The sequence below is a fragment of the Peribacillus sp. GL_122 genome, assembly GCF_057835005.1.
On sequence record NZ_CM174415.1, the window covers coordinates 1,955,597 to 1,974,273 of the forward strand.

General features: G+C 40.4%; 15 protein-coding genes and 1 pseudogene. 12 read left to right on the forward strand and 4 right to left on the reverse strand.

Annotated features, from left to right (window positions below):
* Nucleotides 1-31: 31 nt before the first annotated feature.
* Nucleotides 32-1,141 (forward strand): mandelate racemase/muconate lactonizing enzyme family protein, encoded by a 1,110-nt coding sequence (locus tag AC3ISB_RS09525; RefSeq protein ID WP_141994122.1) that lies wholly within the window; start codon nt 32-34, stop codon nt 1,139-1,141.
* A 14-nt stretch (nt 1,142-1,155) separates the two neighbouring features.
* Nucleotides 1,156-1,884, forward strand: a complete 729-nt coding sequence (locus AC3ISB_RS09530; RefSeq protein ID WP_489276180.1) for a GNAT family N-acetyltransferase — start codon at nt 1,156-1,158, stop codon at nt 1,882-1,884.
* Nucleotides 1,885-2,429: 545 nt separating this feature from the next.
* On the opposite strand, the gene AC3ISB_RS09535 is transcribed toward AC3ISB_RS09530, so the two are convergent.
* The gene (locus AC3ISB_RS09535) at nt 2,430-3,749 is read right to left on the reverse strand and encodes a helix-turn-helix domain-containing protein (RefSeq protein ID WP_489276182.1); all 1,320 of its coding nucleotides are present in this window, start codon (nt 3,747-3,749) and stop codon (nt 2,430-2,432) included.
* Between the two features lie 377 nt (nt 3,750-4,126).
* On the opposite strand from AC3ISB_RS09535, the gene AC3ISB_RS09540 reads away from it, so the two are divergent.
* The 10 genes and pseudogenes from AC3ISB_RS09540 (at nt 4,127) to AC3ISB_RS09585 (ending at nt 14,904) form a co-directional block, all read left to right on the forward strand.
* The gene (locus tag AC3ISB_RS09540; RefSeq protein ID WP_098372765.1) at nt 4,127-4,639 is read left to right on the forward strand and encodes a flavin reductase family protein; all 513 of its coding nucleotides are present in this window, start codon (nt 4,127-4,129) and stop codon (nt 4,637-4,639) included.
* An 82-nt stretch (nt 4,640-4,721) separates the two neighbouring features.
* Nucleotides 4,722-6,185 carry a 4-hydroxyphenylacetate 3-hydroxylase family protein gene (locus AC3ISB_RS09545; RefSeq protein WP_141994125.1) on the forward strand — a complete coding sequence of 488 codons (1,464 nt, stop codon included), beginning with the start codon at nt 4,722-4,724 and terminating at the stop codon, nt 6,183-6,185.
* Nucleotides 6,186-6,213: 28 nt separating this feature from the next.
* Nucleotides 6,214-6,804: an FAD synthetase family protein gene (locus tag AC3ISB_RS09550; RefSeq protein WP_141994126.1), complete on the forward strand. Its 591-nt coding sequence runs from the start codon at nt 6,214-6,216 to the stop codon at nt 6,802-6,804.
* A gap of 30 nt (nt 6,805-6,834) precedes the next feature.
* Nucleotides 6,835-7,266 carry a RidA family protein gene (locus tag AC3ISB_RS09555; protein ID WP_489276185.1) on the forward strand — a complete coding sequence of 144 codons (432 nt, stop codon included), beginning with the start codon at nt 6,835-6,837 and terminating at the stop codon, nt 7,264-7,266.
* Between the two features lie 94 nt (nt 7,267-7,360).
* Nucleotides 7,361-8,050, forward strand: a complete 690-nt coding sequence (locus tag AC3ISB_RS09560; RefSeq protein ID WP_098372769.1) for a DUF1028 domain-containing protein — start codon at nt 7,361-7,363, stop codon at nt 8,048-8,050.
* Between the two features lie 54 nt (nt 8,051-8,104).
* Nucleotides 8,105-9,346, forward strand: coding sequence for a M20 family metallo-hydrolase (locus AC3ISB_RS09565; protein ID WP_489276188.1), 1,242 nt, complete (start codon nt 8,105-8,107; stop codon nt 9,344-9,346).
* 239 nt (nt 9,347-9,585) lie between these two features.
* Nucleotides 9,586-9,937: pseudogene (aspA, locus tag AC3ISB_RS09570) on the forward strand (aspartate ammonia-lyase); the annotation flags it as partial.
* Between the two features lie 383 nt (nt 9,938-10,320).
* Nucleotides 10,321-11,781 (forward strand): Na+/H+ antiporter NhaC, encoded by a 1,461-nt coding sequence (nhaC, locus tag AC3ISB_RS09575; protein ID WP_489276190.1) that lies wholly within the window; start codon nt 10,321-10,323, stop codon nt 11,779-11,781.
* Between the two features lie 172 nt (nt 11,782-11,953).
* Nucleotides 11,954-13,333, forward strand: coding sequence for an aminotransferase family protein (locus tag AC3ISB_RS09580; protein ID WP_141994129.1), 1,380 nt, complete (start codon nt 11,954-11,956; stop codon nt 13,331-13,333).
* Between the two features lie 89 nt (nt 13,334-13,422).
* The gene (locus AC3ISB_RS09585) at nt 13,423-14,904 is read left to right on the forward strand and encodes an aldehyde dehydrogenase family protein (RefSeq protein ID WP_489276192.1); all 1,482 of its coding nucleotides are present in this window, start codon (nt 13,423-13,425) and stop codon (nt 14,902-14,904) included.
* A 279-nt stretch (nt 14,905-15,183) separates the two neighbouring features.
* Here the strand turns inward: AC3ISB_RS09585 and AC3ISB_RS09590 are convergent, their stop codons facing one another.
* Genes AC3ISB_RS09590 through AC3ISB_RS09600 form a run of 3 tightly spaced genes read right to left on the reverse strand, consistent with a single transcriptional unit; the run spans nt 15,184 to nt 18,625 of the window.
* Nucleotides 15,184-16,341, reverse strand: coding sequence for a homogentisate 1,2-dioxygenase (locus tag AC3ISB_RS09590; RefSeq protein WP_489276193.1), 1,158 nt, complete (start codon nt 16,339-16,341; stop codon nt 15,184-15,186).
* 50 nt (nt 16,342-16,391) lie between these two features.
* A complete protein-coding gene (gene fahA / locus AC3ISB_RS09595) occupies nt 16,392-17,687 on the reverse strand; it encodes a fumarylacetoacetase (protein ID WP_489276195.1) in 1,296 nt (431 codons plus the stop codon).
* Nucleotides 17,684-18,625 (reverse strand): hypothetical protein, encoded by a 942-nt coding sequence (locus AC3ISB_RS09600; protein ID WP_489276196.1) that lies wholly within the window; start codon nt 18,623-18,625, stop codon nt 17,684-17,686. The genes fahA and AC3ISB_RS09600 overlap by 4 nt, the downstream gene beginning before the upstream one ends.
* Nucleotides 18,626-18,677 lie beyond the last annotated feature (52 nt).

Sequence of the window (18,677 nt, forward strand, 5' to 3'; positions counted from 1 at the left end):
CAATCTTGTGAATCGAAAGGGAGTATTAGAAATGAAAATTACAGCGATCCACCTTTATGCAATCCATCTGCCTCTTAAAGAGCCCTTTGTGGTTAGTTATCATACTTACGAATTTATGCCATCGATCATTGTCAAAATAGAGACGGATGAAGGGTTTGTTGGGTACGGGGAAGGTGTGGCAGACGAACATGTGACTGGTGAGATTCTGGAAGGGACCTACCAAGTGTTGAAAAATACGTTGGGACCCATACTGTTAGGCAAGAATCCATTTGAAATCGAAAGGCTTCATGATTTGATGGACAAAGCGATTTATGGAGCTCCTACAGCTAAGGCGGCCATTGACATTGCTTGCTTTGATATCATGGGAAAGAAGCTGGGGCAGCCAGTCTACCAGTTAATCGGGGGACGTTATCATGATGAGTTCCCAATTACCCATGTCTTAAGTATAGCCCCTCCTGAAAAAATGGCCGAAGAAGCGGCAGTTATGGTCGAGCAGGGCTATCAGTCATTTAAAATGAAGGTTGGCACCAATGTCAGTGAAGATGTGGCACGCATTCAAGCTGTCCGAGACCGTGTAGGTGATAATATCGCTATACGTGCAGATGTTAATCAAGGATGGCGGAACAGTGCGGTAACTCTTGTAGCGATTGATCAATTGCGTGAATGCCAGCTTGATTGGCTTGAACAACCGGTAGCTGCCGATGACATCGATGGGATGGTTGAAATAAAATCGAAGTCTACGATTCCGCTGATGATTGATGAGGGATTAAAAGGCCCACGGGAAATGCGCGAAATTATCCAGAAAAGAGCAGCCGATAAAGTGAATATTAAATTGATGAAATGCGGTGGTATATATCCGGCAATAAAGCTAGCCCACCAAGCAGAGCTTGCTGGGTTAGAATGTCAGATTGGCTCGATGGTAGAATCATCCATTGGTTCTGCAGCTGGCTTCCATGTCGCATTTTCAAAAAAGGTGATCACAAGCGTGGAACTCACTGGTCCATTGAAATTCTTCAGGGATGTAGGGAATCTTTATTATGATGTACCATATATTAGGTTGACTGAAAAACCAGGATTAGGTGTAGCGATTAATGAAGAAACGCTAGTTGATTTAACAGTTTTTCAGGATGTCATTCAATAAAAGGGGGAGCAACTTTGGAATTGATTTATGAGGGTACCATCAGTAAGGATAAAAATCATAAATGCTATGAGGTCAGAAAATTAGTGTTGGAGGATTTAACCGATATTTTGCAAGTTCAAGAACAGGTCGTTCACCATTTGACCGATAAAGGTGTACTTCAACCGCTTACTAAGGAAGAGTTTCAATATATTCTAGAAGGAAATGGGCTCATGATTGGAGCATTCGTTGGTGAGGAACTCATTGCATTCCGGGCGTTGCTAGCTCCGCCTATTGATGAGGAACATCTAGGGAGAGATTTCGGAATGATGGAATACGAGCTGTCGGAAGTGATTTATCAGGAAATTTCAAACGTACTGCCTGCATACAGGGGAAACAAACTGCAACAGACACTTGCAACGTTGATCATGAAGGAGTTGAACAAGCAGGAGTCGCCTTACAGATATGTATGCTGTACAGTTGCGCCTTTTAACATTCCCAGTTTAAAAGATAAATTTGCCCAAGGAATGGAGATTGTGGCGTTAAAAGAGAAATATGGAAGGCAATTACGTTATATATTTGTCAAGGAATTGTCTGTAGTGGACGCATCTCCATGGCAGGAAATCCAGATCATTGAGATGAATGATATAGCATCCCAGCAAGGAATTATTGCAAAAGGTTGGCGTGGATTTAAAATGGAAGAACAGGAAGGAAAACAGTTAGTCTTTTATGGTAGTAAGCAAAATAGGAAAGCTGCCAATAGCTAGCGAGTTATTATAATGTCTTTGAGTCGGAAAGAGCAAATACATTGCTCTTTTTCTTATTTTGGACAAACTTTGCGAACATGACATTATTTGGCTACCCTAAACTATCAACTTTAAAAGATAATCGGAATTAGATAGGTTGGGGGATTAAGTTGTTTTTACCTACCAAAACCCAGTAGGTAATTTTAAACGCCCTAAATGGCATTTAAAACTGTAGACAAAAGTGGGTCTATCTAAAAGTTAAAACAAAGTTGATTGGATCGCACGCGGAAAGCGAGTGCCTGGAGGCAACGTTCAAATTGGACAAACCGTTAAAAAACTGTAGACAAACTCGATTTTCATCGAGTTCGCCTATAGGCTGAAACGCTCTAAATGGCGTTTTGTTAATGGTAGGGTTGAACTACAAGATTTCTTGAATCTGTAAAAATACAACACACAAAACTTCTGAATTACCCTTTGAAAGGAGCATTTTGCTCCTAATCCAATTTGAAATGTGAGATGTGGGAATTCCACACTTAGGAATTTAGTGCCCTCTACTTTTAATCGGTCTATTCCGTTTTAGTCTCCAATTCACTATTAACTCGATATATCTTTCTAGGTCTTCCTTTAGCTGTAGGTGCTTCTTCACCAATTATTTCGGCAATCTCCTGCTCGACTAAACCATTAAGAATTCGCCGTGCGTTCCGGGGTGTCATTTTTAACCATTCTGCAAGAATTGATGCTGTTATAGAGTGGTTCCCTGTTCTTTTTTGTACAGACAAAATCTTGTTAAGTGTTGTAATAGTGACGCCACACTGTTTAAGTTTTTCACTTATTTCCTTATTCTCCGTTCGATAGCCAAAAGAAATGCTTTCTTGTTCTTTAAGAGGACCTTCAATAATCCCTCTATCATCAACAAGGAATGCACAAAAAGAATCGTAATTTTGTGCATGATTTAAAGCGAGCCTTGCATTTTCCTCCGCAGCTAGTGCAGTTTCTCCATAGCCGATCCCAACGTTCGATGGTAATTCCGAAATTAGAGCTAATTTTTCCAGAAGATCTCCAATTTGTTGCCCTGTTTCTTTTATGGAGCCTCTCGTGGAGAAAACCACAAATGTTCCAACCCCAAGAGGTACAAAAGTGCCGAAAATTGATTCGGAAAAGTTTAATACAGCATCTTGTACTCTTAAGTTCAAGCGATGTAAATCGTAGGAAATGGTGTGGTGATTCATGTTTGTATCCATGTTCTCTACTTTGATAAATATAGCAGCAATTTGTGATTGTTTAAAATGAAGGGTTTCCCATTTTTGGATCGCTGTTTTTAGCGTTTCACGTATGTTGCTGCGTGTAGGGGTTACTCGATACACAGGAATCCCTTGTAACTTCAATTGTTCGTATACAAAGTATAGACAGGTAATGCAAATATCAACTTGTCCCTCTTTAAATAGTTTTTGATGAAATGAAAGAAGATCCTGGAGAGAAGTATCATGAAGATATTCATGAACATGAATATCTTCATATGAAATGCCGAGATCATGATATGTCTCATATACATCACTTTCTTTAAGCAAATCAATACTCATCCGATTGAGGCTTTTAGAATCTTTATAACCCACTTCCACCAACGTTTTTGTTAAGCTTGCCCCATCTAAGTTAAGATAAAAAAAAGGTTGTTTGGAACCGCTTTTTTCTACAAAAGGATAGAGGGCTGGGCCTGCAAAAATCCAAAGGTCGACCAACTGTTGATTTTGTTTCACGATATTTGTCGCCTCTTCAGCATTTTGATATCCAAATGGAATCGGGTACAGTCTGTCGGAGTATTCTTTTGCAATATCGCATATAATCTGTACATAGTCACTTGGACCAACAATTCCGGCTTTTATTTTCATAGTCGAACACCACCTAATAGAATAACTTGCAAATTTTCCAAAAACATTATGTATTATTTAGGGAAATATATTAATTAATTAATTGATTAGTTCCTTCATTTTTGCTTACTAATCTTTTAAGTTTTCTTTTCGGATATTCTCTAATCGATTATAACAATTATAGTAAACATTAGTATATATGTTGAATGAATTGCTCTATTGCAACAAGCAGTATTTCTTCCTTTAAAAGAAACGGACCTTTAATAGATGATGAAGAAAAATAAAATAATAAGAATTGTTAGAAAATTCAGTTGACAATCCGCTGGATTTTTTTTATGATTTATTTAAGGAATACATTAAGAATAATTCCTTAAATAAAAAAGGGGGATGCATTTTATATGAGTAATATCTCTTCTCGAGATAATCAATCGTTACAGTTAGTGAGTCCTGAATCATTTAGAAATGTAATCAGTCATTTCACCAGTGGAGTATCGATAATTACAGTAAGGGAAAGTGAAATAGATTATGGGATTACTGCCAGCGCAGTTAGTTCCGTGTCTCTTGAGCCTCCAATGCTACTTGTATGTGCCAATAAAAATACAGGTACATGCCATGCTATTTCGAAAGAAGGTTCATTTACTGTAAACATTCTTGCTGAAAACCAGGGGGAGCTTGCGATGCAGTTTGCCAGGTCGAACACTGAGAAGTTCAAAGGTGTGGAAATGTCCTATGGCGAACTTGGTAACCCTGTTTTAAACAACACACTTGCCCAGATTGAATGCCGGGTGGTCGAAGAAGTAACAGGAGGTACTCATTCCGTCTTTCTGGCGGAGGTTCAAAAAGCCCATGCACTCATAGGGGATCCGCTCGTGTATTTCAAAGGAGAATTTGGTTCGTTCAAGAAAGCTTAAAACTGAAGGTAAAACAAGCTGTTTGTCTAAGTCCTTTCAAAATGAAAATTAGATAACAAATCATCTAAAAGGAGGAAATAGTATGGCTTTAATGACTGGTAAGCAATATCGTGAATCATTGAATGACGGCAGGGAAGTATTCATCGATGGGGAAAGGGTCACAAATGTAGCTGAACACCCATCGTTTAAACCGATAGTTGATGTGAAAGCAAGAATGTATGACATGGCCTTTGAACCTGAAAACAAGGAGAAGTTAACAACTCGATTGGAAGATGGCGAAGTCGTTTCCCGAGCGTATAAAGCTCCAAAGACTAAAGAAGATTTAACTGGAATCCGCAATCACGTGGAAACTGTGCTTGATGATCTTGGCGGAGTTGTATACCGTGTTGGTGATGAAACGATAGGTGAAATGTGGTCCTTATATGACGCGCAGGATAAATTAAATGAAATTAACCCTACTTATGCGAAAAATATTGCGAATCATATCGATCGAGTGGCAAGGGAAGACTTGTTCCATGTTTCCGCTAATACGGATCCAAAAGGTGACCGAAGCAAACTTTTTAGCGGAAAAGATGGCGGAACCCTGTTGCATGTTGTTGAAGAAAACGATAAAGGAATTGTCGTAAAAGGTGCGAAGTTTGAAACGGCTGCCGCTTATGCTCACCAGGCATTCGTTAAACCGACTATCTTGAACTGGGAAGCCGGTGAAGAAACAATGGCGCCATTTGCTTGTGGATTCATAGCTGATATGGGAGCTCCTGGATTAAAGCACATTTGCCGTACGTCCCTCGGGACAGGAAAAAATGATACAGATTATCCGATTTCTACAAAATTTGAAGAAATTGATACATTGCTAATATTCGATAACGTACTTATTCCATGGGAAAACGTTTTGTTCCATCGTTCTTTGGCCTCTGCTGCGTACATTCGTTCCACACTGCATCGGTATTCTGCTTTTAACTACGTCCTTAGAGTATTGCGCAGAGCAGATTATTTGCTAGGAACGGCTTTATTGAACGTTGAACAAACAGGTCTGACAAAGCTGCAGGCAGTAAGGGAAAAAATATCTCAGCTTATTAATTATCGTGAAGGAATTAATGCTCATTTAACAGCTGCTGTTGCAAATGCGGAAGTCAGCCCCGGCGGTTTAATGATGCCAAACCAATCTCTTCTTTACACTGGCCGTGTATTTGCACTATCTAATTTCCCGGCGATGGCGCATTTAACAAGGGAACTCGTAGGAGGGCAACTAGCCGTTACACCAGATTCCGAAACGTTTGCAGATCCAGCGATTCAAGAATATGTTGATAAGTACTATTCCGTTGGTGAGTGGAGCGCGAAAGAAAGAGGAAAATTACTATACTTTGCGAGAGACCTCTTGAATTCTTCTTATGCAGGACATAGAACTACCTTTGAATTGTTTGCTCAAAGTCCTCCATTTGCTCAACAGATGTCAGTTTTCAATAGCTTCGATATGGAAGCACAGCGCGAAATGGTTCGTAAAGCAGCGGATTTAAAATCAGCTATTACTGTTACTAATCAGTAATCTTGAATATAGAAAGGGGAAGTTTTCATTGGAAATACATACACAAGGTACTTTACAGCTTTCTGCATCGGTTCTATCGATTGGTGCACTCGACGGCATCCACAGGGGGCATCAAGCATTGCTATTAAAGGCAAAAGAACGGGCCATGAAGCTTGGAGTTCCTTTGGTTGTATATACTTTTGATCCTCCTCCAAAAGTCTTTTTTAAAGGCTGCCAACTGTTAATGTCAGTGGAAGAGAAGCTTCAGCGCCTCGAAATGCTAGGAGTTGACCATGTAATAGTCGGTCCATTTGATGAAGCGTTTACTCAAAAGGAAGTTCCGGTATTCATTGAAGAATTAAAAGAAATAAATCCCATTGAAATCTGGGAAGGCCCTAACTTCTTATTCGGAAAAAATAGAAAGGGCACTATCGAAGTATTACGCCGCTATTTTAAAGTAGAAGTGGTAAAGCCCCTGACATGTGAACGAGGTGAAATGATCTCTTCTTCACGCATTCGCAAGCTTTTGCAACAAGGAAACTACCCTCAGGCAAAAAAGCTGCTAGGGGCCGAGTGTTTTACGATGATTTCAATGTGTGAGAACCCATATGCCAGAAAAAATAGGTTGGAAATTCATTAATATAATAAGAAGCAAGGGAGAATTAAGAAAATGGAAATTAAAAGATACCGTAAATTTGAAACGAATAAATTTTATCCAGCTGATATGGGGGAGGCATCTCATCACGTAGCAAATGAGTTTTCTATGATTGTTCGTGCTGGAAACCGTATTTTTATGAGAGGGCAAACTGCATTTGATCTGGAAGGTAATTTTCACGGGGAGAATGATGTTACTGAACAGACAGAGAATGCTTGTCGCTGCATCAAGCAGTTGCTTGAAGAAGCAGGGGGGAAAATGGAAGACGTTTGCAAACTCACAACTTATGTTACTGATCGTTCCTATCGAAAAGAAGCCTACGCTGTTATTGCTAAGCATTTTAAAGGCGTATATCCAGTTAGTACAGGACTTGTCGTCAATGGGCTGGCTCTTCCTGAAATGCTGGTGGAAATAGACGTCGAAGCAATTATTAGCAGTAAGGAATAAGGGGATATGACGAATATAAATTAAACGAATGGAGCAGCAACTATTGAAAAGAATCATGTTTGTTGCTCCTTATTTTCTCAAGGGAGGATTAAAAATGAACATTACAAGTACGTTTTCCGTGGCAGGACGTTGCTCTTCAACAGGAGCTTTAGGAGCTATTGTCACTTCCAGCAGCCCCGCTGTTGGGGCAAGATGTCCTTGGGTCAAATCAAATATAGGTGTCATCCTGACGCAAAATGTCACAGATCCCAGACTAGCGGACATAGGACTTTCAGCTTTGGAAAAAGGTTACAGCGCCCAAGCGTCAATTCGGACAATGGTTGCTGCCTCAGACTTTCCTGATTTTAGACAGCTGGCTGTTGTCGATGCCAACGGGGAATCAAGCGTGTTTACAGGTGAAAAAGCGCTTGGAGTACACGGGGACTATTATGCAGATAATGTTGCCAGCATAGGTAACCTGTTAAGCAATCCAGAAATCCCAAAAGCGATGGGCCAACATTTTCTTGAACGGAAGGACCTTTCTTTACCTGAGCGGTTAATTTCAGCTCTTGAACTCGGTTTTAACATGGGAGGGGAGCTTGATCAAGAACATTCTATTGCACTCTTGGTCTATCATCCGGATACTCCGTTTGCTTATGTAGATCTGCGTGTTGATTATAGCGATGATCCACTAAATGATTTGAAAAAACTATGGGAGATTTATAGTCCGCAAGCAGAAAATTATAAATCTAGGGCAATTGAGCCGGATCTCGCACCTTCCTATGGGGTAAAAGGTGACGAATAAAAGGTAACGCTAACCAGTTTGGAGTTCCTAGGGGAAAGGTGGCAGTGAACAGCTATGAAAATCAATATTGACCGATTATTGTCGGACATCAAAGAGTATGCTGAATACGGAAAAAATGATCAAGGAGGAGTGACAAGGCCCAGTTTTTCACAAGCAGATCATGAAGTGCGTGCACGGTTTATTAAGGAATTAGAGGATATGGATTTAAAGGTCACTATTGACGGGGCCGCTAATATTTGGGGAAGGCACAAGGGGAATGGAAAAAAACAAGGCAGTATTGTCATTGGTTCACACCTTGATTCCGTTCCGAATGGAGGTAAGTATGATGGCCCGTTAGGTGTTCTTATGGCGAAAGAGATTATTAAAACATTAATTGAAAATAACGTGATTCTTGACCATGACTTGGAAATCGTTTCATTTACGGCTGAAGAATCTAATGATTTTAACTTATCAACGTTCGGAAGCCGTTCTTTCGTCGGCCGATTGAAAATCGGGATGCTGAAAGATGTCTTTGATTCCACAGGTGCCCGGCTTAGTGATGAACTGATTAAAGCTGGGGGAGGCCTTGATAAATTCCCAATGATGAAGGAAACGGGAAAAGACAAAAGGGCTTTTATTGAACTGCACATTGAGCAGGGACAGCGGTTGGAAAGTAAAAATATATCCATGGCGGTCATCAACAGAGTTGTCGGAACTTATCGAAGTAAAGTAAGGGTTATCGGGCAGTCTAATCACTCCGGTACGACAATGATGGAACATCGGAAGGATGCATTGACTGCTGTAGCTGAAATGATCCTTGAAGTGGAACGTCATTGCCAAGAAAGCGGCAGCAGTGTTGTTGGAACAGTCGGCAAATTGACTGTTTTTCCGAATGCAGCAAATATTATTCCAGGACAAGTTGATTTTATCTATGAAGTCAGAGGAGAAACAGAAGAGGGAATTCAACATAAGGTCAACGTAATACAGGGCGCTTGGGAAGAAATCGCCAGGAAAAGAAAGGTCGACATTCAGCACCGAGTTTTTCTTGATCAAAAACCAGTTGTTTTAGATGAGGATATTGTTCATATATTACAAAGCACAGCTCAGGAGATGGAAGAACCTTTAATGACGTTCTCCAGTATGGCAATACATGATGCAGCTCATATGGCAATGATTACAAAATCAGCCATGGTCTTCGTGAAAAGCATTGATGGGAAGAGTCATTGCCCAGAAGAATACAGTCTGCCTAAGGATATTGAAAAAGCCGGTACCTTAATTTTGCAGGGAATTATGAACATTGATCGGGAATTGACGTAGAAATCCACAGTTTATGAGTTCAAGTTTTTAAATAGTATAGCCAGCTTTACATGATGGCTCCAATTTTTCATGAAGGATATTTACATTTTTGAACAAATAAGCTCCTTGCTGTTTTTTTCTATTAGAAATATTGCTCCGTACGTTACCTTTTACGGAAAATGATAGAGTTTGCCCTCTATTTTTAAATTATGGGACAAGGTGGTATCAGCATGTTTAAGGAATAGCTTCCAGGACATTGGAATGATCATACCATCTGTCTTGCTTTAGAAGCTGGCCAATTTGAATAAAATGCTCCAATCAATCAGTGTGATGAATAATGGGTTCCGTGTATTTACCGGATATTGTCTTTCAGGTATTGTGGCAAATGAAGATCTCCTTAAAGGGGATGTAGAAAAAAGTGTAGGCATTTTTACCGCAGTATATCCCCATATTGGATATGAGATTGCAGTACGTATCGCGAAAGAAGCATCGAAAATGGAAAATCCGTTCGTGAATTTTGCTCTAACAGAGTAAGAACCAGATCTGATTTTAAACCCTTTCGAAATGACCGAACCGGGGATTGCTGGTGCTGCACTGTTAGATTTAGACTAATCCAGGATTGACATCCATTCATTTCCGAATGATTCTAACTCTCAGCTGTTCCTATATTTGATGGATAGAGGAATTAACTTATGAAATAAGTATATTTGTAGGTTTATCGATCTTCTTAATTCATGAGAGTGCAAAACAATATGGAAATTTCATAATCGGATAAATAAGTATGGCTTTAGAGATTAAATAGAGTTAAATTCTATTATGGTAGCTTTTTAATTATAAAAGCCAATTTAAAAAAGTCAGGGGGATTGATTAATGGCATTTTTAACTGACAAACGCTCATTTTAACCGCTTAAGATTGTAAGCGCTATCAAATTTTAAAAAATTATTAGATAGTGATCGAAACTTGGAGTTAAAAAGTATACGGGGAGTGAAAATGAGTGAAACAGGATAACGATGTGAATGTGGTAAAAACCCCTTCTAAATGGCTTGCTTTAATACCAATCGTGTTTATGGCATGTGCCCTGGCAATTGGAATTGGTGTTTATGGTGCTGATCCACATGTACCCCTTTTAATAAGTACGGTCGTTGCAGTGATCGTTGCTTTGAAGCTTGGTCATAATTGGCATTCAATTGAAGAACACTTAGTAAAAACAATTAGTGTATCAATCAAAGCCTTACTGATACTAGTGATAATCGGGGCCTTCATTGGAGCTTGGATGGCATCTGGAATTGTGCCATCGATGGTTTATTATGGATTAGGGGTTGTATCTCCAACGTATTTTCTTGTTACAGCCTGCATCATTTCTGTTCTTGTCAGCATCGCTGGAAATGCCTGGTTTGCTGCTGGTACGATTGGAGTCGCGTTAATGGGAATTGGGCATGGCTTGGGTGTTCCATTACCGATGGTTGCTGGTGCAGTCGTATCGGGTGTTTATTTTGGTGATAAGATGAGTCCTTTATCGGATGTGACGAACTTCACCTCGGCGGTTGTGGGTGTAGACCTTTTTGAACACATTAGGAACTTAATGAACACTACATTCCCCACACTTATTATATCGCTAATGTTGTATGCATTTCTCGGGTTTAAATTTCGTGGGGAAGGTGCAGATTTGTCACAGGCTGAAAAGATTCAAGGAATTCTTTCAGATCAATTTGTTATCTCGCCGTTTTTATTAATTCCGTTACTATTTATTGCGCTAATTTTCATTTTGAAGATACCGGCCATTCCTGGCTTGACTGTCGGGGTCCTTATTGGTGGGGCTTGTTCCCTATTTGTCCAAAAAACTTCGTTAGGTAATATGATTAACATCATGAATAATGGTTATACTGCCGAAACGGGTTACAAAGTCACGGATGAATTGTTAAACCAAGGTGGGATTCAAGATATGATGTATACGGTTTCTTTAATCCTTATTGCTCTATCATTTGGCGCTATTCTCGAAAAAGCAAAAATATTGGAAACTCTTCTTGGGTCGCTGCTTCGGAAAGTAAAACGGACAGGCAGTTTAATCACAGCGACTGCTGGTACGTGTATCGCTTCAAATATCGTAGGGTGTGACCAATTCATGTCCGTTATTATCCCTGGACGCATGTATTTGAATGAATATAAAAAACGGGGGCTGCATCCGAAATTGCTCGGACGTACATTGGAAGATTGCGGAACAGTGACAGCAAGTCTTATCCCATGGACCACTTGTGGTATTTTTATGTTTTCTGTTCTAGGTGTTTCTCCAATTGAATATGCTCCGTATGCATTCTTTTGCTATATTAGTACTTTTGTAGCTATCGCTTTTGGATATTTAAATATAAAAATTAACCGTTTAGAAGTAGAAGAACTAGTTGGAACAAGAGGTGACAATAAAGGTAAAGATCTCGAATCTTCTTTTCCAATGGAATAAAAATATAAAAAAACAACTAGATTGATTATTCAGATTATTGACAATAGTCTAAGTATGATATATATTTTATTTAAGGAATTATTCCTTATTTATTCTCAATATACTAGATTAATAGTGAAAGTGTTTCATTTTAGGGGATTTTAAATAGTTATTACATTGGGAGGTATGGAACATGGTTGTTTCTAAAACCGAGTCGAAAATCGAAAAATTAATTGAATTAGACAAAAAACATTATCTTCATCCAACGACTGTACCTAAATTGTTTATTGAAAATGGCCCGAAAATAATTTTTCAAGAAGGAAATGGGATCCGTGTAACAGACATTAAAGGTGATACATATATTGATGGCGCTTCCATGCTTTGGAATGTAAATTTAGGACATGGAAACAAGGAACTTGCGCAGGCTTCATATGACCAGATGTCTACTCTTGCTTACAGTTCTTCATTCTATGGCTACTCAAATGAAAAAGCTGTTCGCTTGGCCGAAAAAGTAGTTTCCGTTGCACCTGGTGATTTAAGTGCTATCTTTTTCACATCCGGTGGGTCGGAATCAAACGATACGGCTTTTAAATTAGCACGTTTTTATTGGAATTTAAAAGGTCGTCCAACAAAGAAAAAAATCTTATCGATAAGCCGTAGCTACCATGGTGCAACGGTTTCTGCTGGAACAGCAACTGGCATAGATGCTTTCCATAGTTTTGCAGGTTCAAGAGATGCCGATATGGTGAGGGCAAAATCACATTTGACTAATTGTGAGCTTGGCGATAAAAATGATCCGAACTATGAAGGATGCATTCGTGATGTCATCGAAAAAGAAGGAGCAGAAACCATTGCTGCCCTTATCCTTGAACCAATTCAAGGTGCAGGAGGAGTTCACGTTTCACCTGATGGTTATTTAAAAGCAGTTAAAGCCTTGTGTGAAGAAAATGATATCCTGATGATTTCTGACGAAGTCATTTGTGGATTTGGCCGTACCGGAAAAATGTTCGGTGTCGATAACTGGGACGTTGTGCCTGATATCATGAGTGTAGCAAAAGGGATTACGAGCGGTTATGCCCAGCTTGGCGGCGTGTTGGTTAATAAAGAAATCAGAGATACTATCGTTCAATATGATCAAATTTTAGGTCATGGATTTACGTATAGCGGACATCCAACAGCATGTGCCGTTGGATTGAAAACGATTGAAATTCTCGAACGCGACAACATTCTTGAAAACGTTAACAAAATGGAGAAGGAGCTGAAGAAAGGGTTTGACTACTTAACGGATAAACACCGGTATTTCACGAAATCAAGAGCGGTCGGCTTGCTTGCCGGATTTGAGCTTCAGCAGGACCGTGACTTGGATGTACCATTTGCAGAATCAGTCAAACCAGCTTCGTTTGTTGTTGATCAGTGCTTCAAACGCAAATTGATTTTAAGAGCTGCAGACTTTGAAAAGGGCAAGGATATTGTTGCCATTGCTCCGCCGCTTATCATTAATAAACAAGAAATTTCGGAAATGATCAATATCATCGATACAGCAGTGACTGAATTTAATAAAACCATTAAATAAATGATTGGATTCATACAACATGCTAGAGAGCTTGAAGGCTTAGCGGCTCGATCTCTGGCATGTTTATTTTTAGAATGGAGGAACCAAGAATGGCGAACCAAACACTTGAAATGAGCAATAAGGTGAGGGAGTTTTTAAAAGGTACGAAAAAGTTGTACATCGATGGAAAATTTGTGGAATCGTGTTCTTCAAAAACATTTGAAACAATTAATCCAGTTACTGAAGAAATATTGGCAACAGTCTATGAAGCGGAAGAAAAAGATATAGATTTGGCAGTTAAGGCAGCAAGGAAAGCATTTGATGAGGGACCATGGTCAAAGATGAGTGCCGCTGAAAGAGCGAAACTCATCTTGAAATTAGCTGACCTTATTGAAAAACATCAAGAAGAGCTGGCACAATTAGATACTTTGGACAATGGAAAGCCAATAAATGAAACACGGGCCGTCGATGTACCAGGTACGATTGAAACGTTCCGGTATTTTGCTGGTTGGGCGACAAAGAATATGGGGCAAACAATTCCTGTTTCCGGTCCATTCTTAAACTATACTCGTCACGAACCAGTCGGAGTGGTTGGACAAATTATCCCTTGGAACTACCCTATTAATATGGTCTCATGGAAAGTGGCTCCGGCTTTAGCTGCAGGCTGTACGGTTGTTTTGAAGCCCGCTGAACAGACTCCGTTATCGGCACTTTATTTTGCTGAACTTGTTGAAAAAGCAGGGTTTCCTGCAGGTGTTGTTAACATTGTTCCTGGATTCGGTGCGAAAGCCGGTCATGCAATAGTGGATCACCCAGATGTAAATAAAGTTTCGTTTACCGGCTCGACGCCTATCGGGAAGCAAATAATGAAACAAGCCGCAGATTCAATGAAACGGTTGACGCTGGAGCTTGGGGGAAAGTCGCCTAATATTATACTCCCGGATGCGGACCTTTCAAAAGCGATTCCCGGAGTGTTCAACGGCATTATGTTCAACCAAGGGGAAGTTTGCAGTGCTGGGTCGAGAGTATACGTTCATAAGGATCAATTCGATGAAGTCGTTTCCGGTATGGTTTCCCTAGCTGAAAACGTTAAGCTTGGAAATGGATTGGATACAGATACAACTATGGGGCCTCTTGTTTCTAAAACACAGCAAGACCGCGTGTTTGAATTTATTAACATTGGTAAAGAAGAAGGAGCAAAGGCAGTAACAGGCGGAAGAAAATCGGATAAAGGTTTCTTTGTTGAGCCGACTATTTTTATTGATGTAGAAGAGTATATGACGATTGCAAAAGAGGAAATCTTCGGACCAGTCGTCGTTGTCATGCCTTACAATACGGTGGAAGAAGTAATAGAACGTGCGAATAACTCTCCTTACGGTTTAGGTGCGGGTATCTGGACAGAGAACGTGAAAATGGCACATAAAGTTGCTAATCAATTAAAATCAGGAAATATTTGGGTTAATTGCTATGATGTAATTGACCCAGCCTCTCCCTTTGGGGGATATAAACAGTCGGGATTTGGTAGAGATTTAAGTGCCTATGCTTTAGAAAGTTATACCGAGGTGAAGAGTGTTTGGGTAAATTTGGAGTGAACATAATAAGTTGAGAAATCACGTATCAAGCCGTATTTAAATATATCTATCGATGAGAATAAAGATATAAAAGAAAACCAGTTTACAGATTTGTTTTTTGCCTGAAGGTCTATATTTACAGTCATCGGTTTTTTAGAAAAAAAACTAAAGGAAAAATCACTTATTGCGAAGAACTAATATGACAACAAAGGCGCCGGAGCTAGTGGAATTCTGGCTCCGGCTTTATTTCATGAATGATATAGAGATGAACTGATCTGCCGAGGGGGGAAACTTCAGTTATTATTTTGGCAGCCAGCTGCTCATATACGCATCATCTTCAATAGCGTGTGCTTCTTTTACGATATACAGCGGACGGAATGTATCGACCATGACTGCTAATTCACGCGTTTCTTTTTTACCGATACTTGCTTCAATTTTACCTGGATGCGGTCCATGAGGTAAGCCGCTTGGATGAAGGGTAATAGATCCGGTTTCAATGCCGCGGCGGCTCATGAAGTCTCCGTCCACATAATATAGCACTTCATCACTTTCCACATTGCTGTGGACATAAGGAGCAGGGATGGCTTCCGGATGATAGTCATACATACGTGGTACAAATGAACATACAACATAATTATGTGCTTCAAACGTCTGATGAACTGGCGGCGGCTGATGAACACGTCCGGTTATTGGTTCAAAATCATGAATGCTGAACGCATAAGGGAAGAGGTAACCATCCCATCCAACCGCATCAAGCGGATGAAAATCATACGTATAGGATGTGATCATGCCTTGTGCCCGCACTCTGATTTCATATTCTCCTTTTTCATCTTTAGGCTCCAATTTTTCTGGTGTCCGGAAATCACGCTCGCAATATGGTGAGTGCTCAAGAAGTTGGCCAAACTCATTACGATAGCGTTTTGGTGGTACAATTGATGAACTCGATTCAAGGATGAAAAAGCGAGCTTCTTCTGATTCCAAGACGACGCGATACGTGGTGCCAATCGGAATGATGAGATAGTCACCTGGCCAAAAGCTTAGTTCACCGAAAATACTTTCGATTTTACCTCTTCCTTCATGGACAAACAGCATATCATCACCTTCACCATTTCGATAAAAGTAATCCATTTGCTGGTTAGGGCGAGCAACGCCAAGTGCAACATCATCGTTTGCCATGAAAATTTTGCGAGCTTCAAGAAAATCGCCGCCAACTTCCGTATTCCATGTCCGGAAATGACGATGTTTTAATGCATCTTTTTCTTCATATTCATAACGAACATCACGAATTTTTTGTGCTTTTTTTACTTGTGTTGGTTGATTGATATGATAAATGAGTGACTGAATACTCGAGAAACCTTTCGTACCCATCAATTGCTCATAATATAGGCTTCCGTCCTCCTTGCGAAACTGAGTATGACGTTTATGGGGAATGCGGCCCATTTTAACATAATGTGTCATTGCCTAAACTCCTTCCATGTAACTGTCTTTTACATTTAGTATATTAGTTGCTAAATCTTCATTTTTTGATTGCCTAAAATCTGTGCCTCCGAAAGGGCTGGCAAAACTTGAGCGCTTACTTGACCAAATCCAATTCGATACCCATCTCCTTGACACCACCCGCTGATAGTCAACTTGTCCCCATCTTCAATCCAACTTCGTTCACCGCCGTCGTTAAGTTGAAGCGGTTCTGTGCCGCGCCAAGTAAGTTCAAGGAGGCTGCCTCGTTCTTCACGGCTTGGACCGCTGATAGTTCCAGATCCATGCATGTCACCAGAACGGATATTACAGCCTGTAATGGTGTGGTGAGCGACTTGCTGAGCGATTGACCAATACATATAGCTAAAGTTGGTATTCGTAATTCTGGTTGCTTGTTCTGTATTTTCTGGTGTCAAATGAACTTCAAGGTTAATATTAAATGCCCCATCTTTTGTTTGCTGCAAGTAGGGAAACGGCTCTGGATCCTGTTGCGGTCCAGAAGTACGGAAAGGTTCCAGCGCTTCTAGCGGCACAACCCATGGCGAAATGGATGTTGCAAAGTTTTTTGAAAGAAAAGGGCCAAGAGGCTGGTACTCCCATGCTTGGATATCACGTGCACTCCAGTCATTTACGAGAACGAGCCCGAAAACATGATCTTCAGCCTGATTAACTGGAATTGGTTCTCCAAGAGGGTTGCCAGGTCCAATAAACCAGCCCATTTCAAGTTCGAAATCAAGCTGTATAGATGGACCGAATACTGGATAATCTGCATCCGTTGGTTTGCGTTGTCCCGAAGGGCGACGCACATGGGTACCACTTGGAACGATGGAACTGGCCCGTCCATGGTAACCAATCGGCAAGTGTGTCCAGTTTGACATGAGGGCATTGTCTTTCCCTCTGAAAATTGTACCCACATTGGTCGCATGCTCTCTTGAGGCATAGAAATCTGTATAGTCTCCAATATCTGCAGGAAGAAGCATCTCTACATCTGTCAATGGGTGAAACGCTTTCAAACGAAGCTCTTCATTATCTCGTAAATCAGGCGTTTTCGAATCCAAAAGGTATTGAAGTTTGTTACGGACAGCAGTCCAGACCGGACGGCCAAGTGACATAAATTGATTAAGAGAGGAAGAGGAAAAAACTTTTTTTTCTTCTGCACCGGTCCCACTTAGCAATCCAACTTCATCGATTACAGATAAATCAAGAACATAATCACCGATGGCTGTACCGGCACGGGGGCTTTGACCATTTTTTTGGAAAATGCCGTATGGCAAGTTTTGAATTGGAAAATGTGATTCTGGCGTTGTCTCAATAAAGGAATGTTTCATCGTACTGCCTCCCCATGAAAAATAGTAAGCTCTCCTAGTTCTTCCCGAGGCTCATTAAAGCTGCAGCTTCCATATGAAGCTGCAAAGAAACTGCGCGCTTTGATGAGATCGGCCGAACTGACAGTAAAATCGCGCCAGGAAAGCGAGTCTGTTGTAAATGAAAAATTTGTTGGGTCTTCATCAAGCAAAATGGCTTGAATGGTTGCTGTATTGACAGAACGGCTATATGCCATAATAGAAGCGGTAAATACGTTAACAAAACCATGCATGCGTGTTTCCACTTCTGTTCGGTACTGGCGAAACGGATGGTGCAGTCCAGCTGTGAATTTAAGTGCCAGTTCTCGTTTCTGGCATTCGTGAATAACGAATGCCGCTTGATTGACAGAAGGAAACAAATTAGCCGTGATCCCACCCATGCGCATTTTGATACCTATACGTTTCAGAGATTTTTGATTAATCGAATGGATAGTATCCAATGTATATAGAAGTTGATCATTCGTTCCTGTCATTTCACAATAAATGGGATAATTCCCTGTTCGTTTTTCAAGATTCTCTAAGAAGGAAGAATTAATCTGTGGTGGAAGCGGAAACTCGATTGCTTTTATGGTTCCCGCGGTTTTATATGTTTCTAAAAAAAGTTGAATAGCTTCCATTTCGGTTTCGATTTCTTCGGATTTAGTTAAAATTACAGATAACCTAAGTGGATATTGATCATTAAACTGGGCTTTAAATGGTTTAAGTTCACCCAATCTTGAAGCAGGAATAACAAACGGGCCGAGCATCCAGCTGTCCGAATCATTGATGTATGCATGGAAATTTGAAATAGCCTCTGGAAGCGGAAGCGCGGCCGGTGGAAATAGACCTGCATAATCAATGAGTTCTGTCATAAAATGACTGACCGCTTCTTCCCTCCACTTAACATTTACTTTAGTTAACAACTACCTCACACCTCCTATTAAAGGAGGCCATACCGTGAGAGACAACGGTATG

Bases quoted from the DNA above. Each gene is read 5' to 3' on its own strand.
- AC3ISB_RS09525 (WP_141994122.1), top strand. From the start codon at position 32: ATGAAAATTACAGCGATCCACCTTTATGCAATCCATCTGCCTCTTAAA.
- AC3ISB_RS09535 (WP_489276182.1), bottom strand. From the start codon at position 3,749: ATGAAAATAAAAGCCGGAATTGTTGGTCCAAGTGACTATGTACAGATT.
- AC3ISB_RS09540 (WP_098372765.1), top strand. From the start codon at position 4,127: ATGAGTAATATCTCTTCTCGAGATAATCAATCGTTACAGTTAGTGAGT.
- AC3ISB_RS09545 (WP_141994125.1), top strand. From the start codon at position 4,722: ATGGCTTTAATGACTGGTAAGCAATATCGTGAATCATTGAATGACGGC.
- AC3ISB_RS09555 (WP_489276185.1), top strand. From the start codon at position 6,835: ATGGAAATTAAAAGATACCGTAAATTTGAAACGAATAAATTTTATCCA.
- AC3ISB_RS09560 (WP_098372769.1), top strand. From the start codon at position 7,361: ATGAACATTACAAGTACGTTTTCCGTGGCAGGACGTTGCTCTTCAACA.
- AC3ISB_RS09565 (WP_489276188.1), top strand. From the start codon at position 8,105: ATGAAAATCAATATTGACCGATTATTGTCGGACATCAAAGAGTATGCT.
- AC3ISB_RS09580 (WP_141994129.1), top strand. From the start codon at position 11,954: ATGGTTGTTTCTAAAACCGAGTCGAAAATCGAAAAATTAATTGAATTA.
- AC3ISB_RS09585 (WP_489276192.1), top strand. From the start codon at position 13,423: ATGGCGAACCAAACACTTGAAATGAGCAATAAGGTGAGGGAGTTTTTA.
- AC3ISB_RS09590 (WP_489276193.1), bottom strand. From the start codon at position 16,341: ATGACACATTATGTTAAAATGGGCCGCATTCCCCATAAACGTCATACT.
- fahA (WP_489276195.1), bottom strand. From the start codon at position 17,687: ATGAAACATTCCTTTATTGAGACAACGCCAGAATCACATTTTCCAATT.